Annotated in this window: 19 protein-coding genes; 4 read left to right on the forward strand and 15 right to left on the reverse strand. The window is 71.2% G+C overall.

Annotated elements, in window-relative coordinates:
• Positions 1-39: 39 nt before the first annotated feature.
• The 6 genes from CG747_RS10295 to CG747_RS10320 form a co-directional block, all read right to left on the reverse strand.
• Positions 40-1,206 carry an alpha/beta hydrolase gene (locus tag CG747_RS10295; protein WP_100601368.1) on the reverse strand — a complete coding sequence of 389 codons (1,167 nt, stop codon included), beginning with the start codon at positions 1,204-1,206 and terminating at the stop codon, positions 40-42.
• A gap of 213 nt (positions 1,207-1,419) precedes the next feature.
• Positions 1,420-2,100, reverse strand: coding sequence for a response regulator transcription factor (locus CG747_RS10300; protein WP_100601369.1), 681 nt, complete (start codon positions 2,098-2,100; stop codon positions 1,420-1,422).
• On the reverse strand, positions 2,097-3,512 hold the full coding sequence (locus CG747_RS10305) for a sensor histidine kinase (protein WP_100601370.1): 1,416 nt from the start codon (positions 3,510-3,512) through the stop codon (positions 2,097-2,099). Before CG747_RS10305 ends, CG747_RS10300 begins: the two co-directional genes overlap by 4 nt.
• Positions 3,513-3,628: 116 nt before the next feature.
• Complete coding sequence (locus CG747_RS10310; RefSeq protein ID WP_100601371.1) at positions 3,629-4,507, reverse strand: DUF4429 domain-containing protein; 879 nt, start codon at positions 4,505-4,507, stop codon at positions 3,629-3,631.
• Between the two features lie 196 nt (positions 4,508-4,703).
• On the reverse strand, positions 4,704-5,918 hold the full coding sequence (locus tag CG747_RS10315; protein WP_100601372.1) for an alpha/beta hydrolase: 1,215 nt from the start codon (positions 5,916-5,918) through the stop codon (positions 4,704-4,706).
• A 199-nt stretch (positions 5,919-6,117) separates the two neighbouring features.
• Positions 6,118-6,789: a TetR family transcriptional regulator gene (locus CG747_RS10320; RefSeq protein ID WP_100601373.1), complete on the reverse strand. Its 672-nt coding sequence runs from the start codon at positions 6,787-6,789 to the stop codon at positions 6,118-6,120.
• A gap of 115 nt (positions 6,790-6,904) precedes the next feature.
• Here CG747_RS10320 and CG747_RS10325 point away from each other — a divergent pair, with 115 nt between their 5' ends.
• Entirely contained in the window at positions 6,905-8,506 is a 1,602-nt protein-coding gene (locus tag CG747_RS10325) for an MFS transporter (protein WP_100601374.1), read from the forward strand.
• Positions 8,507-9,084: 578 nt separating this feature from the next.
• Positions 9,085-9,480, forward strand: coding sequence for a peptidase inhibitor family I36 protein (locus tag CG747_RS10330; RefSeq protein WP_100601375.1), 396 nt, complete (start codon positions 9,085-9,087; stop codon positions 9,478-9,480).
• A gap of 135 nt (positions 9,481-9,615) precedes the next feature.
• Here CG747_RS10330 and CG747_RS10335 read toward each other — a convergent pair whose 3' ends face one another.
• From CG747_RS10335 to CG747_RS47880, 8 genes are all read right to left on the reverse strand, one after another.
• Positions 9,616-10,170, reverse strand: coding sequence for a GNAT family N-acetyltransferase (locus CG747_RS10335; RefSeq protein ID WP_100601376.1), 555 nt, complete (start codon positions 10,168-10,170; stop codon positions 9,616-9,618).
• Positions 10,167-10,790, reverse strand: a complete 624-nt coding sequence (locus CG747_RS10340) for a lasso peptide biosynthesis B2 protein (protein WP_219621428.1) — start codon at positions 10,788-10,790, stop codon at positions 10,167-10,169. Before CG747_RS10340 ends, CG747_RS10335 begins: the two co-directional genes overlap by 4 nt.
• Positions 10,787-12,472, reverse strand: coding sequence for an albusnodin/ikarugamycin family macrolactam cyclase (locus tag CG747_RS10345; RefSeq protein ID WP_107490306.1), 1,686 nt, complete (start codon positions 12,470-12,472; stop codon positions 10,787-10,789). The genes CG747_RS10340 and CG747_RS10345 overlap by 4 nt, the downstream gene beginning before the upstream one ends.
• Positions 12,473-12,556: 84 nt before the next feature.
• On the reverse strand, positions 12,557-12,706 hold the full coding sequence (locus CG747_RS46885) for an albusnodin family lasso peptide (protein ID WP_107490307.1): 150 nt from the start codon (positions 12,704-12,706) through the stop codon (positions 12,557-12,559).
• A 185-nt stretch (positions 12,707-12,891) separates the two neighbouring features.
• Positions 12,892-13,035, reverse strand: coding sequence for a hypothetical protein (locus tag CG747_RS47875; RefSeq protein WP_180985469.1), 144 nt, complete (start codon positions 13,033-13,035; stop codon positions 12,892-12,894).
• 609 nt (positions 13,036-13,644) lie between these two features.
• Complete coding sequence (locus CG747_RS10350; RefSeq protein ID WP_100601378.1) at positions 13,645-14,139, reverse strand: hypothetical protein; 495 nt, start codon at positions 14,137-14,139, stop codon at positions 13,645-13,647.
• A gap of 661 nt (positions 14,140-14,800) precedes the next feature.
• Positions 14,801-15,001 carry a hypothetical protein gene (locus tag CG747_RS10355; protein ID WP_100601379.1) on the reverse strand — a complete coding sequence of 67 codons (201 nt, stop codon included), beginning with the start codon at positions 14,999-15,001 and terminating at the stop codon, positions 14,801-14,803.
• A gap of 166 nt (positions 15,002-15,167) precedes the next feature.
• A complete protein-coding gene (locus CG747_RS47880) occupies positions 15,168-15,317 on the reverse strand; it encodes a hypothetical protein (protein WP_180985470.1) in 150 nt (49 codons plus the stop codon).
• Positions 15,318-15,857: 540 nt separating this feature from the next.
• Here CG747_RS47880 and CG747_RS10360 point away from each other — a divergent pair.
• Both CG747_RS10360 and CG747_RS10365 read left to right on the forward strand, forming a co-directional pair.
• Positions 15,858-17,108 (forward strand): helix-turn-helix transcriptional regulator, encoded by a 1,251-nt coding sequence (locus CG747_RS10360; RefSeq protein WP_180985471.1) that lies wholly within the window; start codon positions 15,858-15,860, stop codon positions 17,106-17,108.
• A complete protein-coding gene (locus tag CG747_RS10365) occupies positions 17,093-17,632 on the forward strand; it encodes a GNAT family N-acetyltransferase (RefSeq protein WP_100601381.1) in 540 nt (179 codons plus the stop codon). The genes CG747_RS10360 and CG747_RS10365 overlap by 16 nt, the downstream gene beginning before the upstream one ends.
• An 80-nt stretch (positions 17,633-17,712) precedes the next feature.
• On the opposite strand, the gene CG747_RS10370 is transcribed toward CG747_RS10365, so the two are convergent.
• On the reverse strand, positions 17,713-17,991 hold the full coding sequence (locus CG747_RS10370; protein WP_100601382.1) for a holin: 279 nt from the start codon (positions 17,989-17,991) through the stop codon (positions 17,713-17,715).
• Between the last annotated feature and the right edge of the window lie 6 nt (positions 17,992-17,997).

Below are 17,997 nucleotides of genomic sequence, written 5' to 3' on the forward strand. Positions count from 1 at the left end.
CGGGTGGGGGCGGGGGCCCGGCGGGCCCGGGTGTGCGGCCTAGCGCACGTCGCCGTAGCGCCCCAGCGCGATCGCGGCGAAGTTGCGGAGGGAGTCGGTGCCCGGGGCGAGGTAGCCGGTGTGGCCCTCGGCCCGTTCGGCGGGGACCCGGCGGGCGCCGAACGCCGGATCGGTGGGGTCCGCGCCGTGCCCCAGGCCCAGCAGCTCGACGTTCGGGACGTCGCCGATCCAGTCGGAGGCGTCCCGCGCCGCCCAGACCTGGGCCGTGGTGCGCAGTTCCGCTGCGTTGTCCCGGCGCATCCCGGGGGAGCCGAAGACCACCAGGTCGGCGAGGTCGCCTCGGCCGGTGTGCGGGGCGGCGAGTCCGCAGACCACCGATCCGTAGCTGTGGCACAGCAGCGCCGGGGCGGGCGCGCCGGTGGCGGCCAGACCGGACAGTAAGCGGGTCAGCCGGGGCGCGCCGGCCTCGGCGAGCCGGCCGGTCGCGGCGTCCGGCCCGAGGCCGACCGGGGTGGTGTACCCGACCCAGGCGATCACCGCGGTCCGCACGCCGGGCGCTTCGGCGGCCATCTGCCGGCGCAGCGAGGTGGCCATCCCGGTCGGCGTGCCGTACGGGTCGGTGGTGCGGTCGAACGTGGTCAGGTCGATGTCGGAGCCCGGCACGATCACCGCGACGCGCCGGGCGGTCGCCAAGTCGCCGTGGACTTCGGCCACTTGGCCGCGGCCGCGCGGGTCGAAGGCGAGGATCCGGCGGCCGGGTGCGAGCAGCGCGGTGTAGCGCCGGACCGCCTGCTCGGCCCGCCGGTGGTCCTGGAGGGTGCCGGCCGGGTCGGTGGCGCGGGCCGACTCCCGGTCCCGTTCCGCGCGCAGGGCACGGGCGTTGGCCGCGTACCGCAGGGCGATCGGCGCCCCGTCGAGGTTGCCGACGGTGAGCGGGTGCCGGGCGGCGAGCGCCCGTTGCCGGGCGTCGGTCAGCCCGGCGAAGAACCGGGCGACCTCGGCGGGGGAGGCGCTCGCCGGATCCGGCAGCCGGACCCCGAGCGTGTGGTCGGCGCGCCAGGCGGCGGCGCCGGGGGCCGGGCCGGTGACCGCGGTCTGCGTGGAACCGGCCGCCCAGCCGCCGGTCCCCGCGACGACGGCCAGCGCGAGGACGGCGGCGGCGAGCGTCCGCTTGCTGCGCCGGGCGGCGCTCCGCAGCACGGTCATGGTGGTCTCTCCCTCTTCCAGCGGTGTGGCGGAGGGAAAGGTAGGAAACCGGCGGGTGGCGCGGCGTCACGCCGCGGAGCCAACTCCCGGGTGATACCGGGGTAGGGGGTCCGGGCCGGCGGTCGTCCCCCGGGAGGAGGAGCCGGGGGCTGGCTCCTAGGGGATGGTGGGGCTACCCCCAAGGGCGGGTGGGGACAACCCGAAACGGCGGTATCAGCGCTCGCCGGGCGTGACCAGTCCCGACTCGTAGGCGAAGATCACGGCCTGGGCGCGGTCGCGGAGCTCCAACTTGGCCAGCACCCGGCCGATATGGGTCTTCACGGTCTGCTCGGCGAGGATCAGCCGGTCGGCGATCTCCTGGTTGGACAGGCCGCGGGCGATCAGCTCCAGGACCTCCGTCTCGCGCGGGGTGAGGCCGTTGAGCCGGAGTGCGGTGCGGTCGGTGCGGGGCGCCGGCCGCTGGCGGGCGAAGTCGGCGATCAGCCGGCGGGTCACCGACGGCGCGAGCAGCGCCTCCCCGGCCGCCACCACGCGGACCGCGGAGATCAGGTCGGCCGGGGGCGCGTCCTTGAGCAGGAAGCCGGACGCGCCCGCGCGCAGCGCCTCGTAGACGTAGTCGTCGACGTCGAAGGTGGTCAGCATCAGCACCTTCGGGCGGTGGGTGACCCCGGGCGGCGGATCGAGCAGCCGGCGGGCCGCCTCCAGTCCGTCCATCTCCGGCATCCGGACGTCCATCAGCACCACGTCGGGGTGCATCCGCCGGCTCAGCTCCACGCCCCGCACACCGTCCGCCGCGTCGCCCACCACGTCGATGTCGCTCTGCGCGGCGAGCAGCGCGGCGAACCCCGCCCGCACCATGGCCTGGTCGTCGACGATGATCACGCGGGTCGTCATGGGGCGTCGGGGTCCTTCGCTGAGTGGGGGACGGGCGGGGAGAGCGGGGCGGAGAGCGGGAGTCGGGCGGCGACCCGGAAGCCGCCGTCGGGCAGCGGCCCGGTGTCCAGCGTGCCATCCACCAGGCGCACCCGCTCCCGCATCCCCACCAGACCGTGCCCGGTACCGCTGGTCTCCAACGGCGCGGACACCGGCGGGGCGGGCGCTTCGTTGACCACCAGCACCGTCAGCCGCGAGCCGTCTTCGGCCGTCGTCACCGACACCCGGGTCGGTGCGCCCGGAGCGTGCCGCACCACATTGGCCAGCGCCTCCTGGACGATGCGGTACGCCGACAGGTCCACCGCCGGTTCGAGCGCCACCGGCTCCCCGGGCAGCGCCAACTCGACCGGCACACCGGCCCGTACGGTCGCCTCGACCAGCTTCGGCAGCTGGCCGATCCCCGGCTGCGGGGCCTTCTCCGGGCCGCCCTGCCGCTCGGTCTCCTCGCTGCGCAGCACCCCGAGCAGCCGCCGCATCTCGGCCAGCGACTCGCGGGCGCTCGCCGCGATCGCCCCGAACTCCTCCTGGGCCTCGGGGGGTATCCCGCTGATGCGGTACGGCGCGCTGTCCGCCTGGACCGTGATCACCGACATGTGGTGGGCGACCACGTCGTGCAGCTCACGGGCGATGCGGGTGCGCTCCTCCAGCAGGGTGCGCCGGGCCCGCTCCGCCTCGCTGATCGTCTCCTGCTCCTGCAACTTCCGCTGGGCGTCGCCCCGTTCGCGCAGGGCGGCGCCGAGCAGCAGCACCACACCGGAGAGCACGAACATCAGCACCCAGGTGCTCTGGCTGCCCTGCGGCGCGACCGCCTCGCCGAGGATCCCCGCCGCGCCGGTGGTCAGCCAGACCGCGATCAGCGTTCTCCGGCGCTCGCGCACCGACAGCGCCACCATCAGCGCGAGATAGCCGACGATCACCGTGGGCGGCCACGGCCAGGGGCGGCCCACGACACCGTCGGCGCCGATCAGCGCCGCGGCGCAGACCACGTCCGCCGCGAACATCACCCACCACACCTGGAGCGGCCGGGTCACCGCGAGCAGCAGCGGCACGCTCTGCGCGGTGGCCAGCGCACCGGCCAGGCCGCCGGGCATGCCGTAGTCGTTGTGGAGGACGTTGACCCCCGACGGCAGCAGCGCCACCGCGAACACGAACGCCACCGCATACGGCACCCGGCGCACCCAGCGCTTCCGGACGCTGCCGAACAGCGGGGTGCCGGGTTGGGTCGGGGTGCCGAGCTCGGTGGCGAGCACCCGCAGCGCCGGGCGTGCGGCGCGCAGCACCCGGCGGGCGACGCGCAGCGCGGTGGCGCGGGTCGGCCGGTGCCACACGCCGCCGGCCGGCTCGTCTTCGGGGGAAGGAGATCGTTTGGACATCGCGGGATCAAGGTAAGCGGACCGCACGCACCCCGGCGTCATACCGTGGTGCGGGCTTCCGCCCCGTACCACGGTATGACGCGGGCGCCGCCGGACCCGGTGCCGGCGGCCCGGCGCTACAGCTCCGCCAGCAACTCCGCCTTCTTCGTGCTGAATTCGTCGTCCGTCAGCAGTCCTGCCCCGTGCAGCTCGCCGAGGTGCCGGATCCGGTCCGCGATGTCGGCGGGGTCCCGGCCGGTGCTCCCGGCACGCCGCACCGGTGCCCGCTCCGGGTCGTCCGATCCCGGCTCGGCGGCCCGCACGGCCTGTAGGACGGCGGCCGCGAACGGCAGGGACTCGTGGACCGGGCCGTAGCCGAATCCGAAGACCACCGCGGCCGGGTCCTGGTCCGCCTCGCCCGACCGCGCCTCGGGGGCGTCGCGCGCCAGCAGCCGCAGGTAGCCGTTGAAGATCTCCGGCGAGCGCCACTCGACACCGGTCAGCTCGCCGATCGCGAAGGTCTGGTCGCCGCTCTTCCACTTCGCCGACGACGCGCCCGTCCAGAACCAGCGGAAGGCCACCGAGCTGCCGTCGAAGGACGCCTTGCCGTCGTATGCCTTGAAGTGCAGCGGGGGGTCCGGCGCGGCCACCAGGTGCCGGTCGGCGGGCTCCCGGGCGGCGGGGCCCAGCGCCGTGCGCAGCTCGTCGGCGTAGTACGAGGCGAGCGTCTCGCGCTCGGCCGGCAGCACCAGCCGGTACGGGTCGGCGTCCTCCTTGAGCTGTCCGCTCGCCGCCTCCATCAGCGGATCGGCGCCCGATCGCGGCACGGCATGCAGCACCACCGTGCCGCGCCTGCCCGTGGAGACCTCGACGGATCTCAGCGCCTCGTACGGAATGCGTCGCTCGCCGAGAGCCTGGAACAGCTTCGGCCTGCGGATCCCCCGTTCGAAGCGGATGAGTACGGAGTCCGAGTCGAACTCCCAGACGGCGTGAAAACCGGCCAGCACATCACCCATGTGGCTCATCGTATGCGGGTGGTCGCCCGCCCGTCCCCCTTCCGGACACCTGCGCTGCGCGTGTCAAGGGAACCCGGTCGCCCGGTGGTCACCCTTGCCCTGTTCACGTCACTCGGCGCGGTCGCGGTTCCCGCGGGTACGGCCCGTCCCCGGGCGCCGGGCCGTACCCGCGGCCGCGGGCGGTGCGGGACGGCCGTCAGGCCAGGTCCACGCTGCAGTGCGGGTCGCTGGCGGCGCAGTCCACCGACCCGAGGTCGCCGACCCCGATCAGCGCGAAGTTGTGCAGGCTCTGGGTGCCGGACGCGAAGTAGCCGGCGTGGCCGTCCGCGCCCTCGGCCGACAGGACCCGGGCCCCGAAGGACGGGTCGACCGGGTCGGCGCCGTGGCCGAGCCCGCCGACCTCCAGGTACGGCACGTCCTGGATCCAGTCGTCGGCGTCCCGCATCGCCCAGACCCGGGCGTGCGTGTCCAGGCCCGACAGGCTCCCGGCCCGCATGCCGGGGCTGCCGGCCACCGCGATGTCGGTGACGTCGTCGGGGAGGTTCCGGGCCGCCAGGCCGCACACCACGGACCCGTAGCTGTGGCAGAACAGCGAGACGGAGTCGGTGGACGGCAGGGCGTCCACCAGGGCGCGCAGCCGGACCGCGCCGGCCTGGGCGAGCTGCCCGGTGGCCGCCTCGACGCCCAGTCCGGACGGCGTGGTGTAGTCGGCCCAGGCGATTACCGCGGTACGGGCGCCGGGGCTGGCCGCCCGCTCGGCGCCGTACAGGGACTCCGCCATGCCCACGGGGGCGGCCGTCGCCTTGGCGGTGCGCTCGAAGGTCGACAGGTTGGTGTCCACGCCGGGCACCACGACGGAGACCCGGTCGGCGGTGGCGAGGTCGCCGAAGACCTCGGCGGCCCGGCCGTCGCCCGCCGGGTCGAACGCCAGGATCTGGCGGTCGGGGCTCATCAGCGATTCCATGCGGTGCATCAGCCGGCTCGCCTCCTGGCGGCCGACAGGGGTGAGCCGCTGGTCGCCCATGCGCCGTTTCTCGATCTTGCGGGCGGCGTCGATCGCCATCCGGTTGGCGCGGTAGCGGAGGGCGACGGGGGCGCCGCCCATGTTGCCCACGACGAGCGGGTAGCGGGCCGCGAGCTGCCCGCGCTCGGCCCGGCCGAGGGAGCCGAAGAAGGCGCGCAGGGTGGCCGGGGCGGCGTCCGGGGCGGGCAGCGGCCGTCCGTGGAAGGTGGCGTGCCGCCAGGCGGTTCTCGCCGTGGCCAGCGGGTCGGCGTCCTCCTTGGTGTTTCTGATGGCCGTCCAACCTGTCAGGGCGAGCATCACGAACACCACCAGCAGGGCGAGCGACGCGCGCCACACGGTGGACTGCAGGAAACCGGAGGAGGGGCCGAGGCCCGGGAAAGAAGTCACCGCGGGCCACCCTAGGAGACGGGGCAGGGTGCTCGCCGACCACCGTGAGGCATCTCACGTTTCAGGCAGGGTATTTGCACCAAATCGGACACATCGCAATGACGTCCGACGCTCAGTCGTGCAGACCCGCTCTCGTTCGGAAAGGGGCCGGTTACACGCCGGGCGAGGCTCGTTACGCCTGGTCGTAGGCGTGTTCAGGTCAATGCGACAGCTTCCGGCCCGTCCGCCAGTCGGTCTCGATCGCCGGCCCGATGTGGTCCAGATAGGAGCGGGTCACCTCGCGGATCCCCGCCACGCTGCAGTCGGGCCCCTCGCCCCACACCTTCCCGGCCACCCGCATCGCCCCGCTGAACGCCGCGACCAGTACCCGCGGCCGGGGGTCCGCGTCCACGTCCAGTCCCTCGCGGCGGGCGATCAACTGGGCGATCTGCTCCTCCAGTTCGGTGTAGCGCCGCAGGTGCGCGGCGACCAGTGCCGGGGTCGACTCGATCATCTGGAACGTGCGCATGTGCAGGTCCACCGGGATCACCGACGCGATGGCGTTGCCGATCTCGTCCCAGGCGGTCAGTACCGCGCTGCGCAGGGCGAGCAGCGGCGGCTCGTCCGCCGGCCGGGCCGCCAGCTCCTGCAGGAAGCGCGCCTCGACCATGTCCTGGACGGCGAAGGTCACTTCCTGCTTGTTGCTGAAGTACCGGAAGAAGGTGCGCTGGGAGACGTCCACCGCCTCGGCGATCTCGTCGACCGTCGTCTCCTCGTAGCCCTGCTCCGTGAAGAGCTCCAGGGCCGCACGGATCAGGGCGTCCCGGGTGCGTTGCTTCTTGCGCTCGCGCAGTCCGCCGGTGGGGGCCGCCTGCGGCGTCGGCTCCGTCATCCTGCGCCGCCTTTCCGAGGTGTTCTCGCTGCTCAGGATACCTGTGAGCAAAATGACAGTTACCGACTCATGAAATATTTTGTCAACTGTCAGTAGCTGACATTAGCCTCGAAACATGAGCTCTCAGACCCCGGTCGCCCGCCGCGCACCGGAACTTCCCGTACCGGAGCCTCGCAAGGGGTTGCGGGGCCATCCCTGGTTGACTCTCTTCTCCGTCGCCATCGGCGTGATGATGGTGGCGCTCGACGGCACGATCGTCGCCATCGCCAACCCGGCCATCAAGGACGAGCTGGACGCGTCCCTCGCCGACGTGCAGTGGATCACCAACGGCTACATGCTCGCCCTGGCCATCTCGCTGATCACGGCCGGCAAGCTCGGCGACCGCTTCGGCCACCGCCAGACCTTCCTCATCGGCATCGTCGGCTTCGCCGCCGCCTCCGCCGCCATCGGCTTCTCCGACCAGGTCATGCTGGTCATCGTCTTCCGCGTGTTCCAGGGGCTGTTCGGCGCACTGCTGATGCCCGCCGCGCTGGGCCTGCTGCGCGCCACCTTCCCGGCCGAGAAGCTGAACATGGCCCTGGGCATCTGGGGCATGGTCATCGGCGCCTCCACCGCCGGCGGCCCGATAGTCGGCGGACTGCTCGTCGAGCACGTCAACTGGCAGTCCGTGTTCTTCATCAACGTCCCGGTCGGCGTGCTGGCCCTCGTCCTCGGCCTGGTGATCCTCAAGGACCACCGCGCGGACAACGCCCCCCGCTCCTTCGACATCCCCGGCATCGCGCTGCTGTCCGGCGCGATGTTCTGCCTCATCTGGCCGCTGATCAACGCGACGGACTGGGGCTGGGGCTCCATGAAGACCTGGGGCTTCCTGATCGGCGCGGTCGTCCTCTTCGTGGTCTTCGGCGTCCTGGAGACCAAGGTCCGCGAGCCGCTGATCCCGCTGCGGATGTTCCGTTCCGTGCCGCTGACCGCGGGCACGGTCCTGATGGTGCTGATGGCCTTCGCCTTCATGGGCGGCCTGTTCTTCGTGACGTTCTACCTCCAGAACGTCCACGGCATGAGCCCCGTCGACAGCGGACTGCACCTCCTTCCGCTGACCGGCATGATGATCGTCGGCTCGCCGCTCGCGGGCGCCCTGATCACCAAGTTCGGCCCGCGCATCCCGCTGGTCGGCGGCATGGTCGTCACCGCCGTCGCGATGTACGGCATGTCCGGGCTGAACGCCTCCACCACCACCGGCCCGATGTCCGTCTGGTTCGCGCTGCTCGGCCTGGGCCTGGCGCCCGTCATGGTCGGCGCCACCGAGGTCATCGTCGGCAACGCCCCGCTGGAGCTCTCCGGCGTCGCCGGCGGTCTCCAGCAGGCCGCGATGCAGGTCGGCGGCAGCCTCGGCACCGCCGTGCTCGGCGCGGTGATGGCCTCCCGCGTCGACCGCGACCTCGCGGGCAACTGGCAGAAGGCGGGCCTCCCGCCGCTGCCGCCCGAGAAGCAGTCCCTGGTCGCCGACGCCGTCTCGGCGGGCATCGCCCCGGTGCCGAAGGGCACCCCGAAGCCGTTCGCCGAGAAGATCCTCGCGGTCGCCCACGACACCTTCGTCTCCGGCATGGGCCTGGCCTTCTCGGTCGCCTGCGGCGTGGCGGTCCTCGCCGCCGTCGTCGCGCTCTTCACCAAGCGCGGCGCGAACGCCGAGGCCGGCGCCGGCGTCGGCCACATCTGATCCCCGGCGCCCCGGAGTTCCACGGCGCCACCCGGTCCGCCCCAGCGGCGCGCGGCCGGCCGAACCACCCCCTCGGCTGGCCGCGCGCCGTTGTGCGTACGGACCCGCGCCGGGCCGGAGACCGGGCCCTGCCGGCCGCCTTCCGCCGTCAACCCGCACTCCCGCGCCGCCCGCCGCCGGCGATCGCCGCTCCCCGGGCCGCAGTTGGCCTCCGCCTCGGAGGCGGATCCCTCCTTCGGATGACCCGAAGCGGGAACCACCGGGCCCGGTACCCGCCTCCTGGGCGGCGGCCCCGCCCAACCCCCTTGCCGCGGACCGGAAGAACGGTTTCCGCACCCCGCCCCCGCCGCCCCCGGAACGTCAACTCCGGTTACCGGCGGCCCGATTCAGGGCCAGCGGGTCATCCCCATACCTGATCCGGGTGGAGGAGTCGCCGCGGGCTTGGCGGACGCGCCCGCTCCGCCGCACGCTCGATCCCGAACCCGCTGCGGGCACCCGCCCGCCGCGGACAGCACGGCCGTGGCCCGCGCCGAGACCCGCGCGGCCCGCCACGGCCACGACACGGGGGAGCGACTCCTATGCGCATCCACACGTCCGGCACGTCCCGCACGGCCCGCGGCACCGCACTCGCCACCGGCCTCGCCGCGCTGGCCGCGGCGCTCGCCACGCCGTACCTCCTGGGCACCCCGGCCGCCCACGCGGCCGGCGGCGGCCGCACCGCCGCCGGGTCCGGCGACTGCTCGGCCGGCCAGCTGTGCCTGTGGCCGAAGACCGACTTCGGCGGCCGCCGGCAGAGCTACGAGCTGTCCGGCACCGACATCGAGAGCTGCGTGCCCCTCCCCAAGGGGATGACCGCCGCCTCGCTCGCCAACCGCACCGGCCGCCCGGTCACCACCTACCAGAGCGCCGTCTGCGCCGAGACCGGCGAGTTCGACACCTACCCGGGCGGCGGCAGCTGGGTTTTGATGAGTTAACCACACACAACATCAGAGGAGCGAGCCCTCGTTGGCCGTCCACCGTCCGAACGTTGGGCTCCCGGCCGCTGCACCGTCTAACGACGGCGCCCGCCTGCAGCTGTAGGAGCTGCGGCCGGCGGGGGAGGCGTTGTGCTACTTGGCGATGGCGGAAGATCCAGGTAGGTCTTCCGGCAACGCGTCCATGAGAAGCTCGTCTACGGGTTCCCCGAGCCAATACCCGGTCTTTCGCAGGCGGCCGGCGTGCTGAAACCCGGCTTTCTCGTAGGCGGCGATGCCGGCGTGGTTGGGATCGAGAACTTTGAGCCAGACGGTGCGTAGGGCGCCGATGTGGAAGGCCCAGTCGAGGGTGAGGCGGGCGGCTTCGGTTGCGTAGCGTTTGCCGCGTTCGTGTGGGGCCAGCATCATCACGAACTCGGCGGTCCTGGTGACCTGGTTGATGTGGAGCGTGGTGAGTCCGACGGCCTGTTGATCTTCGGTGCGGACGACTTCGAACTGCGGTGAGCTGGAGCTTTTGCGGAGGCGTTCCCAGCCGGCGGCGCGGGATTCCCAGGACTGGGGGAATTGGGCGCCGTAGCCGAGGAGGGTGCGGTAGTCGGTCTCCCACCGGTGGTATTCCGGCAGCATGTCTTCGCGTGGCATCCCCAGGGCGAGGCGCTCGCCGGTCAGCAGGATGTGCGGGTCGCTCACGTTGCGTTCTCCCTTCGGGACCGGCGGGCGGGGCCGGGCCCGTCTGGCGTGTAGGTCGGGGTGTAAAGCAGGGTGTCTTGGGGTTCTTCGACAGGCTTCCCCTGGGCGTCAACGAGCCAGGCGTGTAACCGTACGGGGTCGGTGGCCAGGCCGTGGCGCCATTCGGCGCGGCGGCCGGCGAGGGCAAGCAGCACGGCGGCCGCGGTGGACTCCTCCAAGCAGGCCCAGCCGGTGGGCATGGCGTAGGAGGCCCACCGAACGGCGCGGACGGCGTATTCGGCCTGGGTGGAAGTTGCGGGGGCGAGGAGCCTTCCGGAGCAGGCGAGTTGCACGAGTCGGCGGAAGCGCCGGCGGCGTGGTCCACAGGTCCGTATCGCGGCCGTCAGGAGTACGGCTGGGATGGCTGCCAGGCGCCAGGGTTGGGGCGCGTAGCCGGTGGGGGCGAGGGTGGCGCGTGCTTCGGTTGTGCCCCAGGTGGGAGCGGTGGGGGGAATGGGGACGACGGTGCCGGCGACGGGCCGGCCGTCCAGGCGCCGCATTTCGGTTTCGCCGGTGCCGTAGTTGATGATCACGCGGGCGCTGGGGGTGATGGCGACCACGATGTGTGCGGCGGTGTTCATCGTCCTCCTACCGGGGCGGGAGCGGTGGTGTCCCATCGGACGGCCGGGGTGTGGTCGATGGTGGCAAGCCACTGCTCGGCGGCCAATGTGGGGAGAAGCATGGACCAGTTGGTCTCCGCGCCCATCGCCGCGGCGTGGAGGGTGGTGCGGAGGGGGGCGGGGTCGATGAGGCCGCGGGCGGCGAGCCGGCCGTCGCTGAGGTCAAGGGCACGGCCGAGGTGGGCCCGGAGGCCGTGGTGGAACGAGGCGGTGAAGGTGCCTTTGGTCGCGCGGTCGCGGTGGAGTGCGGGAAGGAGGTCGCCCACGGCGTCCACGAGGAGGGGCTTGTACCGGTGGGCGGAGAACCGGGCCTCGGCCGGGGCGGAGGCGACGGCGTTCAAGACGGCGCCGTCCAGGTAGGGGTTGTGCAGTTCCACGCCGACCGCGTCGCAGAGCTGGCTGTCAGCGTGGGCAGTTCGTGCCACGGTGCGGATCGAGGCGATCAGGGCCTGGGTGGCGGTGGCCGGGCGCCAGTGTGGTTCGGAGATGTTGGCGGTGAGCCAGGGCGGGCGTGCCAGCCAGGGGCGGCCGATGCCTTCGGTGTCGCGCCGGAGTGCGGCGGTGATAAGGGGGCCGGGGGGCTGCCGTCGAAGGCGTGCCCAGGCTAGGGCGTCGCGGACGAGGGGGAGCCAGCGCCGGTTGTGGGCGTAGTCCACAAGGTGCCGCGGTGAGGCGAGGAAGAGGTGGTCACCGCCGTCGCCGGTGAGGTGTCGGAGGGTTCCGTGTGCTCTTGCGAGGCGGAGTTGGGCGGAGAGCATGGCCCACACGGCGGTGGAGGGTGGTGGTTCGTCGGTCGCCGGCATCGGTGTTGTGCCGGCCGAGAACGGCAGGTGTCCTGCTTCGACGGGGAATTCGATCTTGGTCAGGCCCGGTACGCGGAGGGCTCGGGCGTAGTCGAGGTCCCCGCCTTCGGTGTGGCCGAGGGGGTGGGCGGTGATGGCGGTGAGGGGGCGGTGGCGGGCGGCGATGACGGCGAGGGTGGTGGAGTCCGTGCCGCCGAGGTCGGTGGCGGAGGGTGTGTTTTCGACGCGGGCTCGAATGCCCTCGCTCAGTGCGTGGCGAAGGCTGCGGAGGGCCTCGGTGCGTGGGCGCGGGGTGGGCGGTGACCACCAGGGGGTTGTGAAGCGGCCGCCGCCCGCGGCGAGGGTGAGGACGTGTCCGGGCGGTACGGGGCGGACGCCTTTCCACGGGCTGCGGTCGTCGGCGGGTGCCGCGGTATCCCAGAGGTAGCTCGCGAGCCATCCGGTGTCGATCTGGCCTCCGGTGAGGGAGGCGAGGGCGCGGGCGCTGGAGGCCCACACGATGCCGTTGGGAGTTTGGGCGGTGTAGAGGGGGCAGGCGCCGGAGGGGTCCGTGATGATCTCCACGACCGCTCGGGCGGTGAAGCGTACGGCGATGTAGGAACCGGGCCAGTGCCCGACGGCTTGGGCGAGGTCGGGGGCGGTGAGGGCCGGGGTGAGGTCCTGCCGGGTTGCGGCGCACGGGCCGATGATGGCCAGGAGAGCCGTTCTGTTTTTGGCCATCCGTATCAGCGGTGTCGGCCATTTGCCCATCATCCATAGCCGGGGTTCGCTCCAGAGGACCCGGGCGCCCTCCGGCGTGATCTGCGGCCCGTCCGGAGCGCATCCTCCAAACCAGCGCATGGCCACCTCTTTCAGCAGTGTTGGGGACGAGAGGGGTGGCCCCCGTGCCAGAGACACGGGGGCCACCGGGGTGATGTGGAGCGCTTAGCAGTCGTAGGGTGCGCGCTTGTTCTCCACGCCCGTGTCATCGCCGCCGCGCGTCAGCGTGGAGGCATTGCCGAGGGCGATCACTTCCGGCTGGTCATCGACCTGCTCCGGCTCCTGTCGCGCGTCTCCGTTCTGGGGATTCAACATCTGCACTTCCTCTCGTGGTTGTCGTTGGGGTGGGACTGCCGCCTTCGTACGGTCGGGTTCCGCTGTACCGGCCGCAAGAGGGCGGGGTCTGTGATGGCTGGCGCATGACGGCAGTGGGGGCAGCTACGGCGCTGGTGTGAGTGGCCGTAGCCTCCCGGTCAAGGCCCGGGGCGCCACTCGCTCTGCTAGCGGCCTTGCCTGGAATGCCTCTTGAGCAACTGGGTGTCAACCACCTGCTGTTTCTCCCTCGGCGTTTCGGCGCCCTGTTCCTCGGCATCGCGCTTCTGGCGCCCCTTGGCGGCATTCACTGTCTCTTTGGGCTTGCCCACGTGTTGTTCTCTCGTCTCGTAACCGGCGTTGCTTGACCCTCCCCGGGGTGCGCTGGCCGCAATGGGGCCGTACGCCCTCGGGGTGGTTGGTGCCGCCCCTGCTGGAACTCCGAACGAGGTGCAGCGCGGGGTTCGGCCGAATCTGGCTGGGGCGGGGATTGGGTGCGCCGGGCCGCGGTGCGGCCGGCGGCGCTTCGTCGTGGCTTGGTGCCCCGCTCCGGGCGGCGGGCGGTGTGAACGAGCTCATCGCCCGGAGCGGGAGTTGTGATGGGGAGCGCTACGGCATTCATCGCGTTCACCGTGCGGTGGTGCATGCGGCCCTAACCCGGACGGCCGCCATGGGTTTGGTGCTTGTAGTGCGCTGGTGTGGTGTGGTGGCCGCCCGCCCACGCCGGCTGACATGGGTATGGGCGGGCGGCCGGTGGGACGAGGTTGTTAGGAGTGGCGCAGCACTCCGTCCTGTCCCGGGCCGCTGACGATGCTTGATCAGAGCGTTGTCGGCGGCGTAGGTGCTCCGCGGCCGGTGGCCGGGATGTCGGGCAGCCGCCCGGCCGCGGAGCGGTCTGGGGCGCGGTGGTCAAAGAGTCGGCCTGCCAACACACTTTTCTCTTAGTTCGGTTGGTGAGTTCGACGTGGCGCTCGGGGCCGTGAGCGATTGCGGGGGGTGCAGTCGATGTGTGCGGACACTTCGCGGGAGGCGTGTGAGGGGTATGGCGCCGGGACGATGGTTGTCACGTGCTCCTCGGGCCACAGCGGCGCCGGGCAGAAGTTGCACCGTCGAGCTGGCGGCCCGCGGAGAGCGAGGGTGCTCACCGAGAGTTCGTCGGGCAACCACTTGTCGCAGAGGTAGCTGCCGTTCCACCGCTCCGGAACCACCCAGTACGGCGTGGGGGCGGCGATGCGTTCTGTGCCGGGGACCGTCAGGGTGCAGTCCGCGGTGTGCAGGGTGACGTAGCGGGAGATCCGTTCCCATGCCCAGGGGCGCTGCCTCGCGGTGCCGCGGGTCAGAAGGAAGTAGCGGGTCCCAGGGGCGGCGATGTGGGCCGACGTGACGTCGCCGAGGGCGAGTAGGTGCTCCGCGATGTCGTCCTCGACTTGAACCACGTCGTATCGCCTGCTGACTTTGGCCGTGACGCAGTCCGTTCCCGGTGGCGGTATCGGGGAACGGCTCGATGGCGCAGGGCGGCGTGCGGGGTTGGGCCTGTTGCCCTCTGGGGCGAGGCCCAGGGCGGAGAGGATCGTGGTGCGGTGATCGGGGTTGCGTGTGTGCCGGTTCACGAGCCTCCGCACGGCGGCTGTCTCATCAGGCGTGATGACGGAGGCCGTGGGGAGGTCGGTTATGGGCAGGTTGGTTTCTGTGGTCATCGTGTGGCGCCCGTGTAGATCGAGGCTGGGGTGGTGGTGCGACGGTTTAGGGTCGGTGGAACGAGGGTGCGTTCCCACTCGGTGTAGTACGGCCGCACGGGGTTGACGTCATGTCCGGTGAACGGCTGGCGGCGAGCCACCACGTGGTCGGGCAGCGGTCCCCGGTCGTACCTCGGCCTCGGCGCAATGGCGTGCGCGGGTGCCGGTGGCGGAGCCGTGGAGAGCCAGGAGGTCGCACGTTGGCGCCAGGCGCGTAGGAGCTGGCGGAGGGGTTCCCCTAACCAGATGAACAGGCAACCGATAAAGTCTCGCATTGCGTTGCATCCCTTGTGATTCAGGTAGTGGCGCATTCCGCCTCGGCGGCCGGGCCAACGGCCGTCGAGGCACTGCTGGATGAGGGCTAGCGCCTCCCTTTGAGGCAGGGGGTGGTGGCGGTGTCGCATGTGGCCAGACGGCCGGACAGGTCGCGGTCATACATCGCATCGGCAGCCCGCGGATCGGTGTCGAGGCGGCACAACAAGCTCTGATACAGCCAGTACCAGTGCTCGTCCGCCCGGCCGACGAGGTGCAGCAGTCGGGGCCGCAAGATGCGCGGTATCACTCGTGAGCCCCGGCGTGATGACGCCGAATCAGGACGTTGTAGTCGCTCTCCGCGCTGCCGTCGCCGCGCCGGATCGCCCCTGCGCGGTTCTGGTGGAGCGTTGCGCACCGGTCGCAGCCCGCGACGGGCTGGGGGACTTCGGGCCAGCCATGCATCGAGGGGTAAGTCATTCCGGACGGCCTCCGAGCTGTTCTTGATGCTTGTCGATCGCTTCTTTCAACCTCTCGGCCTGCGCCAGGAGGTCTTGAACGGTGGGTCGCTTCACGGTCTCCGCCTGCTCGGTGGGGTCGCCGGTGGGCTGTGCGTCACCGCTCATCAGCGCGCCCCTCCTGCCCCCGCTCGGCCCCCGCCGGATCCGCGCTGGGTGCCGGCGGATCGGCCGGGGAGGTCACGCCAAACCGCCGTAGTGGAGCCACGTCTCCCATGCACTGGTGTCCCAGGCACGAACGTCTCCCCTCCGCGCCTGGAACTCCCTTGCCTCCTTCGGAGCGGGCTTGACCTTGGTGGTCGCCCGCACGTTCACCGACTGCGAGCGCGGACCAGCGGTGGACGTGTGGCGCAGGTGTGGTGCAGGGGGCATCGGGTGACCCTCCAGACGGATCGCTGCTGAGTGCGGGCCGGCCCTGGACGGAGGTAGGGCCGGCCCACGGTGCCGCTGTGGCGCTCACTGCCCACCTGACCTTTGGCTTCCGGATTCACGGAGCCGTGAGCTAGGAGGCCGCAATGGCATGCGTCCAGTTGAACGGCTGTCGGGCGGCGAGTGGGAGGAAAGAAGGCAGGGTTTCTGCTTGCACGCACCCGGAAATTTCCGGTTCCAGCGCAGCCAGCCGGCGGTCACCTGGCTACTGTGAGTTGGGTGACCGGAAATTCCCGCCTGAAGGGCGCGATGAAGCAACTCGGGCTTACCCAGCGCGAGTTGGCGAAGGCACTGAACGCGCATCTGCGCGCCGCCGGTGAGTACGACACAGTGAGTGAGCGCACAGTTCGGACGTGGCTGACCGGAAAGTCGGCCTGGCCGCGCAAGGCGAAGCGACGGGCATTGGAGGGAGTATTCCGATGCCCTGTCGAGGAGTTGGGCTTCACCCCGCCAGCCTCGAACGCACGCCCGAAGGAGGACTCAAGCGTGTTCCGCCGCACCTTCGTCACTTCGACCTTTGGCGCCGCAGCCTCACCTCTGCTTGGTTCACGGCAATCCACTGTTGGCGCATCCGACGTGGCTCGCCTCCGGGCGGGTCTCGACTCATTGACCGCGTTGGACGACCGGCGCGGCGGGCATTCGGAATTGGAGGAGGCAGCGCTAGACGGGGCCCGCAAAGCAGTTGAGCTCCAGAAGGGCTCCGCCTCTCAGCGAATCAGGTTGCGTTTGTTCAGCCTGGCCGCCAGCTATAGCGCAGCCGCGGCTTGGTCATGCATCGATCTACGCCAGCTCGACCGGGCGCAGGTGCACCTCAACGAGGCGCTGCGGTTGGCCGGGATGGCTCAAGACTCGACAGCTCAGGTGCAGGTCTGGAACGCCACCGCGATGCTTGCTCACCAACGACGCGATCACGGCGGAGCGGTGGCAGCAGCCCAGGCTGCGCAGGCACTCAGCGCCACCCGGCGTGATCCGATGGTGGCCTCGCTCGCCCATGCCCGTACGGCCCTCGGCCACTCCAACCTCAGGGACGGAACGGCTGCTCTGCGCTCCCTCCGCTATGCGGAATCGGCACTTTCGAAGGCGCACCCCGAACCACGGCCAGCATGGTTGCAGTTCTACGGCGCCGCAGAGCTGCACGCTTTGACCGCTATTGTCCTTGACAGGCTAGGGGAACATGCTGCCGCCGAGGCGGCCTCCTACAGAGCGCTCTCCGCTCTGCCGGATCACTTCCGCCGCAACCGGGCCCTGGCCACCACGAGACTTGCTCTCGCGCAACTCCATCAGGGCGAAGTGGAACAAGGGTGCGCAACCACTGAGCAGGTCTTCGCCCTAATGGCGGGTGCGCCGCTGCCGGCGCGTATGCGCTCCCTGCTTGGGGACTTCTACCGCGATCTCCTCACACTTGCGCCGAACGCAGCAACAGCGCGAGCGTGGGGCGACCGATACCGCAGCGAATGGAGCACCACGTGACCGCGACCATAGAGCTACGCAGGTACGCGCACGACGACCTCGACACGATCCGCGACGTCCTGCTCGGCGTTCATGCTGACGCCTATGCAGCGGAGATGGATGACCCCTTCAATCAGCGGTTTCCATGGTTCGTGAACCACTGGGGTGGTCACCTCGGGTTCGCTTGTGTCATCGCGTACGACGGTTCGGAGCCGGTCGGCTTCGCCTACGGGGCGCCGGCCACCGATGGACGCGAATGGTGGCGTGAGCACCTCGCTCCGGTTCCGACCGATCCTTCGACCTTCGCGGTGTCGGAGCTGATGGTGCGGGTGAAATGGCGTAAGCAGGGTCTTTCCGAACGCCTGCACGAGGCCCTGCTGGGCACTCGGGACGAAGCCCTGGCTGTTCTGTTGGTGGATACCACTCACCCCAAGGTTCAGTCTCTCTACGAGTCGTGGAAGTACCGGAAGGTTGGAGAACGACAGCCGTTTCCTGACTCGCCGAGGTTCGCGGTGATGGTTCGTGATCTGAAGGAAGCCCCGTAGCGCCGCGGAAACACAAAGCGCCCCCGCTCCGGCACCTGGCCGGAGCGGGGGCACTGCGATATTTCAGTGTCGGATTCGCACTACGGCTGGGGCAGATCGGGCGTTCGCTGGTCGAGGCCTTCGGCCCCACTGGCGGCTGCCGTCTCGGTGATGCCCGGCCCCGGCTTGCCCGTGCTGGCCGTGGCGAGAGAGGTGACGACGGAGAGCACTGCGGCTATGGCTGCCAGGGTGAGGCTGTGTGCCCAGGGGAGGGTGAGCAGATCTGCGGTGTCGAGGCCGAGTGCTGCCAGGAGGGTCTGTGCGAAGGTGCGGACGGCGCGTTCGGAGGTGGCGAGCCAGAAGGCTTTGGTCGTGATCATGATGAG

Source organism: Streptomyces sp. CB02959, from assembly GCF_002803155.1.
Taxonomy (GTDB): Bacteria; Actinomycetota; Actinomycetes; order Streptomycetales; family Streptomycetaceae; genus Streptomyces.